Origin of the sequence: Rahnella sp. AN3-3W3, from assembly GCF_003263545.1 — a bacterium.
GTDB classification, from domain to species: domain Bacteria; phylum Pseudomonadota; class Gammaproteobacteria; order Enterobacterales; family Enterobacteriaceae; genus Rahnella; species Rahnella variigena.
Genome location: NZ_JYDG01000100.1, coordinates 1 through 12,723 on the forward strand (window position 1 = coordinate 1; position 12,723 = coordinate 12,723).

Below are 12,723 nucleotides of genomic sequence, written 5' to 3' on the forward strand. Positions count from 1 at the left end.
CTGATAAATTGTTAAAGAGCGTACGTTGCGAGACTTAACTCAGCAACGTGGGAGGCAGATAATACTCTTTCTCCCTGAAGAGTCAACCATTTTCTTTTACAAGATGCGGTGTTTTCACCGGGTTGATTCTTCCTGACTGGGCGACTTGGTTCTCGTTAGAGGAGTCGTTGTTCCCAGTCAGTGGAGGCGCATTATAGGGAGTTCTCAGAAGGCCGCAACCCCTAATTTCAAATAATTTACTGACCGTTCGCAAATTAAACAATTTTGCCCAAAACGGACAAATAGCGACCTATTTCAGCGTAAAACACACCAGTTTTAAACCAGAGGCTGGAGTAAACTCTCCTTTATAACAAGAGAAAAACATTCAGGAATACCTTACATGTTACTTAATGCCCATCAGCAAGCGGCTCAGCGCAACCTTTCGTATCTGCTGGCAGAGAAAATTGCACAACGCGTTTTGTCTGGCGAGTATCCGGAAGGTGCAATCCTTCCTGGTGAGAATGAGTTAGGGGAGATTTTTGGCGTCAGCCGGACTGCGGTACGTGAAGCAGTAAAAACACTGACCGCGAAAGGAATGCTTTTACCCCGTCCGCGTATTGGTACCCGGGTAATGCCTCAATCGAGCTGGAATTTTCTCGATCAGGAATTACTGACCTGGTGGATGACACGCGAAAACTTCGATCAGGTGATGGCGCATTTTATCGTACTACGCCGGGCTCTCGAACCGCAGGCTTGTGCGCTAGCCGCACTTTCTGCAAGTAAAGAACAAAAGCATCAGCTCTCTCTATATATGTATGAAATGCGCCAGCTGCATAACAGCTTTGATCGGGAACGCTGGATAACGGTCGATACCCAGTTTCATCAACTGATTTATGAGGCGGGGAAGAATCCCTTCCTGACGTCTTTCTCGAATTTGTTCAGTTCAGTGTATCAAAGCTATTTTCGGGCGATTACCGGCAATGAAGTGATTAAGCTGGAACATCACCAGCGGCTGACGGATGCCATTCTTGCCAGTGACGCCAATACCGCCCTTCTGGAATGCCAGAGGCTGTTACTTACCGATGTATGATCCGACGGACTGACGCACGACCAGTTCCGGCGTAAGAACCAAAACCTGCGGCTCAGAATCCGGGGCCTGCAACCGATGTAATAAAGCATCGACCGCCAGTTCGCCCAGCGAGTCTTTGGGCTGATGAATGGTGGTCAGCGGCGGCATCATATATTGCGCCAGCTGGATGTCATCGTAGCCCATCACAGCCACATCATCGGGAACACGTAATCCACGCTGATAAAGCGCCTGATAAACGCCAACTGCCATTGCGTCGTTGCCAGCGAAAACAGCATGAGGCGGTTCCGGCAGCGCCAGCAACTCCTGCATCGCGGCTAATCCGCCTTCAAATTCAAAATCACCACTCACTTCATAACCAGCCAAAATCTTCAGACCTGCTTTGTCCATAGCCTGACGATATCCACTCACCCGTTCCTGTGCGGTAGTTTTATCCAGCGGGCCGGTAATACAGGCAATACGCTGGTAACCCTGACGGATTAAAAACTCTGTCGCCATTTCCCCGCCTAGCAAGGCGTTATCCTGAATGATATCAATGGCGCCATCAAAGGGTGACCAGTCCATCATCACAATCGGTAATGACGGGTAACGGCTTATGGCTTCTTTCGAAGGCCGGTGATTTTCCGTACACATGATAAGCAGCCCGTCGACCCGCTTTTGCAACAACGTTTCGAGGCTACGGTTCATACGTTCTGCATCATTATCGGTATTACACAAAATCAGACTGTATCCGCGCTCATAGCAACTACGCTCAACACCCCGCACCACTTCTGAATAAAAAGGGTTACTGCTGGCAGTCAGTAACATGCCGAGAGTACGTGTCTGGTTCAGTTTCAGGCTGCGCGCTAACGCGGACGGTGCGTAATTGAGTTGTTCAACGGCGGCATTCACTTTGTCAGCGATAGATTCACTGACAAAACGATTCTTGTTGATCACATGGGAGACTGTCGAGGTTGAAACGCCCGCGAGGCGGGCGACATCTTTCATGGTGGCCAATCAGGCCTCCTGTTGTGCAAGAAAATCGTCGATTTCTTTACGCCACGGCACGGAAGGTTGCGCACCAGGACGCGTCACCGCAATCGCCGCTGCTGCGTGTGCGAATCGTACCGCACTGTCCATCGGTTTGCCTTCAAGTAGTGCTGTTACCAGCGCGCCGTTAAACGTATCGCCGGCCGCAATGGTATCGACGGCTTTTACACGGAATCCGGCCACTAACTTACCTTCACCGTTCTGGCTCAGCCAGACGCCTTTACTGCCTAACGTAATGATGACAGTCGCGATGCCTTTGTCATGCAGCGCTTTCGCGGCCCATGCGGCATCTTCATTATTGTCGACTTTAATTCCTGTCAGCTTTTCAGCTTCGGTTTCGTTCGGGGTGATCATATCCACCCGCGCCAGCAATTCATCCGGCAATTCACAGGCCGGAGCCGGATTGAGGATCACCTGCGTGCCGTTGTCTTTGGCAATCTTCGCCGCCGCAATCACCGTCTCGAGCGGCGATTCCAGCTGCATTAATAATGCTGATGCGCCAATGACCTGCTGTTTATAGCGATCAAGGTATTCGGGCGTCACAGCTTTATTCGCCCCCGCATCGATACCGATAACGTTCTCACCTTCCGCATTCACGAAAATCAGCGCTACGCCGGTGGTTGTGTCTTTGATGGCTTCGATGGGTTGCGTATCAATATGATCACTGGCCAGCTGTTTACGAACGCGCTCGCCAATATCGTCATCTCCCACACAGGCAATAAAAGAAATATCAGCGCCACTGCGACCGGCTGCAACAGCCTGATTCGCCCCTTTACCGCCAAAGGCTATGGTGTATTGCTTACCGATAACCGTTTCGCCCGGTTGCGGGAAATGGTTGATATTCAAAATGTGGTCAGCGTTGATACTGCCGAGTACCACCAGTTTGCCTGTCTTCATGTGGAGATCCCTGAGTTAAATAGCGCCTCCCTGAAGGAGGCGCAGTGACAGCATAAATAAAGAGGGTATTACGGCTGAGCAACCAGTTTCAAATCAACAGGGATAACAGCCGGAACTTTCTCGCCTTTCAGCACTTTATCTGCAGTCTGAACACCGATCACACCGATTTGCTCAGGACGCTGTGCCACAGTCGCGCCCATTTTACCGCTGTTAACCGCTTTAATACCGTCTTCGGTGCCGTCAAAACCTACGACCAGTACATCCGTTTTACCGGCAGTCTGCAGGGCACGCAATGCACCCAGCGCCATTTCATCGTTCTGAGCAAACACGGCCTGCACATCCTGATGCGCGGTCAGCAGGTTCTGCATCACGTTCAGACCTTTGGTGCGGTCGAAGTCAGCAGGCTGGCTGGCGAGTATCTGGAAATGATGTTTTTCAGCCGCCTGAGCGAAACCTTTACCGCGTTCACGGGCAACAGACGTACCGGCGATACCTTCCAGTTCGATAACTTTGGCATTTTCGCCCAGTTTCTTAGCGATGTAATCACCGGCCATTTTGCCGCCGAAGGCGTTATCAGAAGCCACGTGGCTGGCGACAACGCCTTTGGTTGCCTGACGGTCAAGGGTGATCACCGGGATTTTCGCCTGGTTTGCCATCGCAACGGCGTTACCTACCGCATCAGAATCCGTCGGGTTGATCAACATTAGTTTGGTGCCGCGAACGGTCAGATCCTGCACGTTCGCCAGTTCTTTCGCCGGGTTGTTCTGAGAATCAAGTACCACCAGGTTGTAACCCAGTTTGTCCGCTTCTTTTTGCGCGCCGTCTTTCATGGAAACGAAGAACGGGTTGTTCAGAGTAGAAACGACCAGCGCAATGGTGTCTTTCGCCAGAACGTTAGCACTGAAAGAAGCGGTGATCGCTGCGGCGGAAACCCAGACAGCCAGTTTTTTCATATTCATGGTCATAAGTCCTGTAGGAGAGGTTATTTGTTGCTTTTGTTATCCACCAGTACCGCCAGCAGGATGACAACTGCTTTTACGATCATCTGGTAGTAGGAAGAAACACCTAATAAGTTCAAACCGTTATTCAGGAAGCCAAGGATCAGTGCCCCGATCAGCGTTCCGACAATGCGTCCTTTACCCCCGGACAGGCTGGTTCCCCCTAATACCACTGCGGCAATCGCATCCAGCTCGTAACCTGTACCGGCGTTAGGCTGCGCAGAAGACAGGCGCGCCACTTCGATGATACTGGCCAGAGCCGCCAACAAACCACACAGGGAGTAGACGATAATTTTAACTTTATCGACGCTGATACCTGACAAACGCGTCGCAGATTCGTTACCGCCCAGCGCGTAGATATAACGTCCTAATCGGGTGTGATGGAGCATGTACCAGGCCGCAATAAACACCACCGCCATCAGCCAGACCGGCGTCGGGATGCCCAGCGGGCGGCCAATACCAAACCAGCCAAAGACATCGGCAACATCATTAAAACCCGTGCTGATCGGGCTGCCGTTGGTGTACACCATCGTGATACCGCGCAGCAGCAACATCATGACCAGCGTGGCGATAAACGCCTGCACTTTGCCTTTGGCGACAATCACCCCGGTCACCGCACCGACGGCGGCACCGAGCGCCAGCGCGCCAGCCACCGCGACTAATGCATTCACTTCCAGCCCGACAATCGAGGCTGCCACCGCGCCGGTCAGCGCCAGCAGAGAACCGACGGATAAATCGATACCCGAGGTGAGGATCACCAGCGTCATGCCGACCGCCATAATGGCGTTGACCGACGTCTGCTGAAGAATGTTAAACAGGTTATTGAGCGTGAAGAAATTTGGGCTCATGGAAGAAACCACGGCAATCAACACCAGCAGCGCAATCAGAGACTTTTGCTCCAACAACCACTCTTTACTGATCCAGCGCTTCTTGGCTGGCAATGTCTGAGAACTCATATCTGATTACTCCTGCGTCACGCCGTATTGCTTGCCGACAGCGGCTGCCATCAACACTTCTTGCGTAGCCTGTTCTATCGGGAATTCACCGCTTAAATGACCTTCATGCATCACCAAAACACGGTCACTCATGCCGATCACTTCCGGCATTTCTGAGGAAACCAGGATGATGCTTAGCCCTTCGCGCTTGAACTGGTTTATAAGCTGGTAAATCTCTTTTTTGGCACCGACGTCAACGCCACGCGTCGGTTCGTCGAGGATCAGGACTTTTGGCCGCGTCATCAATCCGCGGGCAATCGCCACTTTTTGCTGATTACCACCGGAAAGCAGGCCGATTGTCTGCATCATCGACGGCGTTTTAATATTGAAGAGACGGATAAAGTCGCCGACAGCCTGCTGTTCTTCCGCATGCCTGAGACGTCCGCCACCATGGCTGAAATAGCGCAGCGCAGTCAGTGACATATTTTCTTTCACTGACATACCAAGCACCAGGCCATCGCGCTTACGATCTTCAGAGATGTAAACGATGCCGTTTGCCAGTCCGTCCTGCGGTGAATGCGTGACCACTTCGCGTCCGTCAAGCGACACATAGCCACTTTTACGCGGCAATGCACCGTAGAGAATTTTCATCAGTTCAGTGCGGCCTGCGCCCATCAAACCGGAAATCCCCAGAATTTCGCCGCTGTGCAGATCAAAGCTAACGTTATCCACACCCGGACCGCTGACATCACGCACCTGCAGACGCAGCGCACCGCGCTGATGATTTATACGCGGATATTGTTCTTCGAGACGGCGGCCAACCATCATTTCAATCAGCGTGTCTTCTTCCAGCGAACTGACCGGACGCTCAGCGATAAACTGCCCGTCACGGAATACCGTCACGTCATCGCAGATTTCAAAGATTTCTTTCATGCGGTGGGAGATATACACCACGCCACAGCCTGCGGCTTTCAGCTCGCGGATCACGCTAAATAAAGAGGCGGTTTCGGTATCGGTCAGGGCGTCCGTGGGTTCATCCATGATGATGACTTTCGACTCAAAGCTCAGCACCTTGGCAATTTCGACCATTTGCTGATCGCCAATTGATAATTCGCCAACCAGACGATCACTTTTGTAGCGCAGGTTCAGGCGCGCCAGCAGTTTATCGGCTTCGGCATACATCTTTTTCCAGTTAATGCGGCCAAAACCGTTCACAAACTCACGGCCCAGAAAGATATTTTCAGCGATGGTCAGCTGAGGGATCAGATTCAGTTCCTGATGGATGATGCCAATTCCGGCTTCCTGAGAAGCTTTCGGGCCATTAAACGCCGTTTCCTTGCCCAGAAAATGTACTGAGCCGGCATCTTTCTGGTAGATGCCGGTCAGCACTTTCATCATGGTGGACTTGCCCGCGCCGTTTTCTCCCACCAGCGCCATCACACGTCCCGGATAGACGCTGAGCGCCGCGCCGGAAAGTGCTTTAACGCCGGGAAAGGCTTTATCAATGCCTGTCAGTTGCAGCAAAGGTTGCATAAAGGCCTCAGAAGGTTACGCCGGCACACAGAATAACGTTCGCGTAAGGCGAACATTCCCCGCTGCGGATCACAGCCCGACTTTTTTCGCTTTGCGCTTTGAATGCCTCATGACTGACGTAATCCAAAGCAATGGTGTTTCCCTGGTGTTGTTCGAGTTGTGTCAATTGGGCGAGCAATGCTTCATGGAGTTGAGGATTTTTAGTGAGGATTTCCTCGGCGAGGATAGCCCGCTCAACCTGCATCTCATGTGTCACTACCTCTAAGACTTGTAAAAAGGTGGGAACTCCCTGGGTCAGAGCCAGATCGATGCGTTGGCAAGCTGCTGGCACCGGAAGTCCGGCATCGCCAATAACCAGCTGATCGGTGTGACCTAACCGGGCAATAACATGTGAGATTTCGGCATTTAACAGCGTTGACTTCTTCATTGTGAACTCCTACAGCGAAACGTTTCGCTCACGGATGAGTTTATTAACTTCACCACGCATGGCAACGGACAAGTGATGGAATTGTGATCAGCGTCGAAACGTTTCGCTGAATGATTCAGAAACCGCACGGAAATTTGAGTTAGTCGTTTCAGAAAGGAGAAAGCGATAATAAAACAGGGCACCCGAAGGTGCCCTGTGACCGGCAGAAATTAGCGTTAAATTTCTACCTGCGTACCGAGTTCGATCACCCTGTTAGGCGGAATTTCAAACTGATCCGGTGCGCGTAAGGCGTTACGGCTGAGTGCCATAAAGAGCTTGCCACGGAAGTAGAGATACCACGGGCGTTTGGTCAGGATCAGCGATTCGTGCGACATAAAGAATGAGGTTTCCATCATCCGGCACGGCAGCCCTTCCAGACCACAGCGGTGGAAAACCTCTTCCACATTCGGCGTCTCTTTAAATCCGTAACTCGCGACCACACGCCAGAACGTCGGCGAAAGCTGTTCAATAGTGACGCGCCGGACGTTATGCACATAAGGTGCATCTTCGGTGCGTAACGTCAGCAGTACCACGCGTTCATGCAACACTTTGTTGTGCTTGAGGTTATGCAGCAAGGCAAACGGAATGACGTTGATGGCGCGGGACATATACACCGCGGTTCCCGGAACGCGAACCGGCGGGGATTTCTCCAGAGACGCAATCATCGCTTCAAGAGAGTTGCCGTGCTCGTTCATGCGGCGCATAAGGCGGAAACGCTCGCTTTTCCAGGTTGTCATGACGATAAACATGCACAGACCCAGCGTCAGCGGCAACCAGCCGCCGGAGAACAGTTTCGTGGCATTCGCCGCGAACAGCGGGATATCCATAAACAGCAGACCGATCAGCAAAAGCCCCACAAGGAACGGTTTCCAGTGCCAGTTTTTAAGCGCCACCGTACAGGAAAGAATACTGGTCAGCACCATCGTACCTGTCACAGCAATACCGTATGCCGCCGCCAGGTTGCTCGAATGCTCGAAGCTGGCGATAACGATAACCACCGCAAAATACAGCAGCCAGTTAATGGCCGGGATATAAATCTGACCCGCTTCCATTTCTGAGGTGTGAATAATGCGCATCGGCGGCAGATAGCCCAGACGCACCGCCTGACGGGTCAGGGAAAACACTCCGGAGATAACAGCCTGAGACGCGATAATAGTCGCCAGCGTCGCCAGCACCAGTAACGGAATTAAAGCCCAGTCAGGTGCCAGCAGGAAGAACGGGTTTTTAATCGACTCCGGATCTTTGAGCAGCAATGCGCCCTGACCGAAGTAGTTAAGCACCAGAGAAGGCAGCACGACGGTGAACCAGGCCAGACGGATCGGGAATTTCCCGAAGTGCCCCATATCCGCATACAGCGCTTCCACGCCGGTAATCGACAGAACGACCGCACCGAGCGCCAGGAAGGAAAACGACTTATGCTCGATAAAGAAGTTAACCGCCCACATCGGGTTCATGGCGCGAAGTACTTCAGGGTTCTGCATGATGCTGTTGACGCCGAGAACAGCCAGCGTCAGGAACCACAACAACATCACCGGCGCAAACAGTTTGCCCACGATGCCGGTGCCGTGTTTCTGAATAATGAAAAGCAGCGTCAGGACAGTAATAGAAAGAGGGACAATATAGGGATCAAGTGAAGGTGCTGCGATTTCCAGACCTTCCATCGCGGAAAGAACAGAAATAGCCGGAGTGATCACCACTTCACCATAGAAGAAGCTTCCCCCAATCAGGCCGAGAATGACCAGTACGGCGGTGGTGCGTGCCGAAGTGTTTCTGCCCGCCAGAGACATCAGCGTCAGAATACCGCCCTCGCCTGCGTTGTCTGCCCGCATCACATACGTGAGGTACTTGAGCGAAACAATGAGGATTAACATCCAGAAAATCAGAGAAAGAAAACCAAAAACGACGCTGGGTTCAACGTTGAAACCATAATGACCGGAAAAACACTCTCTTAAGGTATAGAGAGGACTGGTACCAATGTCGCCATAGACCACACCAATGGCGGCCAGGGTTACTGCTGGGAGTGACCGTTTATGTTCAGTGCTCATATTTCGTTTCTTTTCTTTTTTGCTCGAACATCTGTAAGCGATGCGTGCGCTCAGTCTTATGATGCCCACTAAAAGGCGCACAGTATGCACGAATAAATCTGATTGCCTACCCTTAAATGTGCAGCTAAACCAGGGTTCAGATGAACGGGGTCACAATTTTGATAATAGAAAATTTTTAGTAATCAACAAGCTATAACGATAAAAATAATCGTAGCTTCTCATAAGAACCCAGTACACTATTCAACAACTAAATGGAAACCGGAAGAGACAGTATGGCGCAATCTCCCCTTCTGGCAGAACGGATCGCCCGTCTTGCTAACGCACTAGAACATGGCCTGTACGAGCGGCAGGATGCCATACGACTTTGCCTGCTGGCCGCACTGTGCGGTGAAAGCGTTTTCCTGCTCGGCCCGCCGGGTATTGCAAAAAGTCTGATTGCCCGCCGTCTGAAATTTGCCTTCCGTCACGCCCGCGCATTTGAATATCTCATGACGCGCTTTTCCACGCCGGAAGAAGTCTTTGGTCCGCTGTCGATTCAGGCCCTGAAAGATGAAGGCCGTTATCTGCGTCTGACCGAAGGTTATCTGCCGGAAGCTGAAATTGTCTTCCTTGATGAAATCTGGAAAGCAGGCCCTGCCATCCTTAATACGCTACTGACGGCCATCAACGAACGTCGTTTCCGTAATGGCGAGCGCGAAGCCCCTATTCCGATGCGCCTGCTGGTCAGTGCGTCTAACGAATTACCAGAAGCCGACGGCGGTCTGGAAGCGCTGTATGACCGTATGCTGATCCGTCTGTGGCTGGATAAAGTGCAGGATAAGCAAAATTTCCGCTCGCTGCTCACCAGCCGCAATAATGAAAGCACCAATCCGGTGGCAGAGTCCCTGAGTATCAGCGATGAAGAATACCAACAATGGCAGCCGGAAATCGACAAAGTTACGCTTTCAGACAGCTGCTTTGAACTGATTTTCCAGTTGCGCCAGCGTCTTGATGCCCTGGATACCGCGCCTTATGTCTCCGACCGTCGCTGGAAAAAAGCCCTGCGTCTGTTGCAGGCCTGCGCCTTCTTCAGCGGCCGGAATGCGATCACGCCAGTCGATCTGATCCTGCTCAAAGACTGTTTATGGCACGACCTGAACACCTATAACCTGCTGCAAACGCAGATCGAACAGCTGATCACCGAACAGGCTTTTCAGCAGCAAACATTGCTGATGAAAATCCAGCAGCTTAATCAGCAATGGATGCAGCATCAGCAGCAACAAAGCTCACAGCAGTCCATCAAGCTGAGCAAAAAAGCCGGAATATTCAGCCGCAAGCCGCAATACTCCCTGCCTGACACGATGACCGCCACCAGCCTGACATTATTACTGCAAACGCCTTTGCATCTGCATGACATTAAAGTCACGCATTTGCTGTTTGAACGTATCGTTCTGGAGGATTGGCTCAATAAAGGGGGCGTACTGAAAGCCAAAATCAATGGCATTGGCTTTGCTCAGACCGTTGATCTGGAAATCGACGATAAACAGCAATTGCTGGTGCTGGATGTGAGTCGTCAGAGCACACCGCTGACCCTGCCAGGACATGAGCATATTGCCGTTCCCGATGAGATGAAAAATACGCTCAGCGATCTCACCGCAAAACTGGCTCAGCAAAGGCATGAATTTGGCCAGCAGCAAAACTGTCTGTTTGTGCCGGCAGAATGGATGGCAAAAATTGAGGCCAGCCTGTTGCAGGTATCTGAACAGCTGCGTCATCAGCAACAGACGTTCAGCGGACACTGATCATGTTCAGTCTGGAGTCTTTGGATCTTCTGCTGGCCATCAGCGAGGCTGAACTGATTGAGGAATCGATCATCGGCCTGCTGGCGGCACCGGCAATGGCGGTTTTCTTCAAGAAATTCCCACGTCTCAAACGGGCGCTGACCAAAGATCTTCCCGAATGGAAGATGCGCCTTCGCCAGAGGATCCACGAAACCCCTGTTCCGGAAGATCTGGCGAAAGAATTCTATCTTTATCAGCATTGCCAGCAGACTGATGCCGTTACTTTTCAGTCGCAACTGCCTGCGCTTCTTGAAGAGCTTGAACGGCTAAGCTCCCCTTTCACCACAGAAGCCCGAACGTTGCAGGAGAATCATGAAGCCTCCCGCACCGCCAAAACCGGCAACAGCTTTCAGACCCTGTTCCTCCAGCGCTGCGCCTGAATCTGACCTTCCAGACGGTGACCGTTCATCAGCAATTACTGGAACAGGAACAGGAGCAGCTGCAGGAAGAATTGCTGCAACGCCTGGAGCTCAGCAGCGAGCTCTCTCCTTTATTAGCAGAGAACGATACGGCGGCCGGGCGTTTATGGGATATGAGTAAAGGAAAGCGCATGCGTGGCGATATCCTGTCGCTGGCGCGTTTCGGGGCATTTCTCCAGCAACAACCTGAACTGATGCATCTGGCCGAACAGCTGGGGCGCAGTCAGACCGTCAAAACCAGCCCGCATGAAGATGCCAAAATGGAAACGCACCGGCTGATGGTGCGTGAACCCGCGACGGTACCGGAAGAAGTCAACGGTATCCATCAGAGCGACGATATTTTGCGCCTGATGCCGACGGAGCTGGTAACGCTGGGGCTTCCCGAACTGGAGTACGAATTTTACCGCCGCCTGCTGGAAAAGCGGCTGATGACCTATCGGCTGCAAGGTGATGTCTGGCGTGAGAAAGTGGTTAAACGCCCGGTGGTTTATCAGCAACAGGAACCACAACCGCGCGGGCCTTTTGTGGTGTGCGTCGATACCTCGGGTTCTATGGGCGGTTTTAACGAACAGTGCGCCAAAGCATTCTGTCTGGCACTGCTGAAAATTGCACTGGCGGATAACCGCCGCTGTTACATCATGTTGTTCGCCAGTGAAGTGATCCATTATGAACTGACGTCCAACGGCGGTCTGGATCAGGCGCTGCGCTTTCTGGGACAGCATTTTCGGGGCGGTACCGATCTGGCAGCCTGTCTGAATGCCACGCTGGATAAACTGGCGTCACCACAATGGCATGATGCCGATGCCGTGGTCATTTCCGATTTTATCGCCCAGCGCCTGCCTGATGAGGTGCAAAGAAAAGTCAGGACGCTGCAAAAAGAGAAGCAACATCGCTTTCATGCTCTGGCGATGTCACATTATGGCAAGCCCGGAATCCTGCGGATCTTCGATCACATCTGGCGCTTTGATACGGGCGTTAAAAGCCGCGTACAACGTCGCTGGCAGCGAAATTAAGCCTACAGAGAAAGATAACCATGACTGAAATCTATCAGCTCGATGAGCTGGATCGCGGGATCCTGAATGCATTGATGGAGAACGCCCGTACCCCTTATGCGGAACTGGCAAAAGTGTTCACGGTCAGCCCGGGAACTATCCACGTCCGCGTAGAGAAAATGAAGCAAGCAGGCATCATTACCGGCGCGCATATTACCGTTAATCCCAAGCAACTGGGTTATGACGTGTGCTGCTTTATTGGCATCATTTTAAAAAGCGCCAAGGATTATCCGTCAGCGCTGAAAAAGCTCGAGAGTATAGAAGAAGTGGTCGAAGCTTATTACACCACCGGGCATTACAGCATTTTCATTAAGATCATGTGCCGCTCGATTGATTCCCTCCAGCATGTACTTATCAACAAGATCCAGACAATTGACGAGATCCAGTCAACCGAGACGCTGATCTCCCTGCAGAACCCCATCACACGTACCATCCAGCCCTGAGCACTGATTTCTATACCCCT

10 protein-coding genes and 1 pseudogene are annotated in these 12,723 nt (G+C 52.0%); 4 read left to right on the forward strand and 7 right to left on the reverse strand.

Annotated features, from left to right (window positions below; translation table 11 throughout):
* The first annotated feature begins 379 nt into the window (after positions 1–379).
* Positions 380–1,069, forward strand: a complete 690-nt coding sequence (locus UC15_RS21565) for a FadR/GntR family transcriptional regulator (RefSeq protein ID WP_112290839.1) — start codon at positions 380–382, stop codon at positions 1,067–1,069.
* Here the strand turns inward: UC15_RS21565 and rbsR are convergent.
* The 7 genes from rbsR to kup form a co-directional block, all read right to left on the reverse strand.
* Positions 1,052–2,062: a ribose operon transcriptional repressor RbsR gene (rbsR, locus tag UC15_RS21570; protein ID WP_112290841.1), complete on the reverse strand. Its 1,011-nt coding sequence runs from the start codon at positions 2,060–2,062 to the stop codon at positions 1,052–1,054. The two genes, UC15_RS21565 and rbsR, sit on opposite strands and share 18 nt — an antisense overlap.
* Positions 2,063–2,992, reverse strand: a complete 930-nt coding sequence (rbsK, locus tag UC15_RS21575; RefSeq protein ID WP_112290843.1) for a ribokinase — start codon at positions 2,990–2,992, stop codon at positions 2,063–2,065.
* A 68-nt stretch (positions 2,993–3,060) separates the two neighbouring features.
* Positions 3,061–3,951 carry a ribose ABC transporter substrate-binding protein RbsB gene (rbsB, locus tag UC15_RS21580; protein WP_112290844.1) on the reverse strand — a complete coding sequence of 297 codons (891 nt, stop codon included), beginning with the start codon at positions 3,949–3,951 and terminating at the stop codon, positions 3,061–3,063.
* 23 nt (positions 3,952–3,974) lie between these two features.
* A complete protein-coding gene (rbsC, locus tag UC15_RS21585; protein WP_112290846.1) occupies positions 3,975–4,946 on the reverse strand; it encodes a ribose ABC transporter permease in 972 nt (323 codons plus the stop codon).
* 6 nt (positions 4,947–4,952) lie between these two features.
* Positions 4,953–6,458, reverse strand: a complete 1,506-nt coding sequence (gene rbsA, locus UC15_RS21590) for a ribose ABC transporter ATP-binding protein RbsA (RefSeq protein WP_112290847.1) — start codon at positions 6,456–6,458, stop codon at positions 4,953–4,955.
* Between the two features lie 7 nt (positions 6,459–6,465).
* Positions 6,466–6,885 (reverse strand): D-ribose pyranase, encoded by a 420-nt coding sequence (rbsD, locus tag UC15_RS21595; RefSeq protein ID WP_112290849.1) that lies wholly within the window; start codon positions 6,883–6,885, stop codon positions 6,466–6,468.
* A 215-nt stretch (positions 6,886–7,100) separates the two neighbouring features.
* Positions 7,101–8,969 carry a low affinity potassium transporter Kup gene (gene kup, locus UC15_RS21600; protein WP_095924060.1) on the reverse strand — a complete coding sequence of 623 codons (1,869 nt, stop codon included), beginning with the start codon at positions 8,967–8,969 and terminating at the stop codon, positions 7,101–7,103.
* A 272-nt stretch (positions 8,970–9,241) separates the two neighbouring features.
* Here kup and ravA point away from each other — a divergent pair, with 272 nt between their 5' ends.
* The 3 genes and pseudogenes from ravA (at position 9,242) to asnC (ending at position 12,703) form a co-directional block, all read left to right on the forward strand.
* On the forward strand, positions 9,242–10,750 hold the full coding sequence (gene ravA, locus UC15_RS21605; protein ID WP_112290851.1) for an ATPase RavA: 1,509 nt from the start codon (positions 9,242–9,244) through the stop codon (positions 10,748–10,750).
* Between the two features lie 2 nt (positions 10,751–10,752).
* A pseudogene (viaA, locus tag UC15_RS21610) lies at positions 10,753–12,221 on the forward strand (ATPase RavA stimulator ViaA).
* 20 nt (positions 12,222–12,241) lie between these two features.
* Complete coding sequence (asnC, locus tag UC15_RS21615) at positions 12,242–12,703, forward strand: transcriptional regulator AsnC (protein ID WP_095924057.1); 462 nt, start codon at positions 12,242–12,244, stop codon at positions 12,701–12,703.
* Positions 12,704–12,723: the final 20 nt, after the last annotated feature.

Bases quoted from the DNA above. Each gene is read 5' to 3' on its own strand.
- kup (WP_095924060.1), bottom strand. From the start codon at position 8,969: ATGAGCACTGAACATAAACGGTCACTCCCAGCAGTAACCCTGGCCGCC.
- UC15_RS21565 (WP_112290839.1), top strand. From the start codon at position 380: ATGTTACTTAATGCCCATCAGCAAGCGGCTCAGCGCAACCTTTCGTAT.
- rbsC (WP_112290846.1), bottom strand. From the start codon at position 4,946: ATGAGTTCTCAGACATTGCCAGCCAAGAAGCGCTGGATCAGTAAAGAG.
- rbsB (WP_112290844.1), bottom strand. From the start codon at position 3,951: ATGAATATGAAAAAACTGGCTGTCTGGGTTTCCGCCGCAGCGATCACC.
- rbsK (WP_112290843.1), bottom strand. From the start codon at position 2,992: ATGAAGACAGGCAAACTGGTGGTACTCGGCAGTATCAACGCTGACCAC.
- asnC (WP_095924057.1), top strand. From the start codon at position 12,242: ATGACTGAAATCTATCAGCTCGATGAGCTGGATCGCGGGATCCTGAAT.
- rbsA (WP_112290847.1), bottom strand. From the start codon at position 6,458: ATGCAACCTTTGCTGCAACTGACAGGCATTGATAAAGCCTTTCCCGGC.
- rbsD (WP_112290849.1), bottom strand. From the start codon at position 6,885: ATGAAGAAGTCAACGCTGTTAAATGCCGAAATCTCACATGTTATTGCC.
- ravA (WP_112290851.1), top strand. From the start codon at position 9,242: ATGGCGCAATCTCCCCTTCTGGCAGAACGGATCGCCCGTCTTGCTAAC.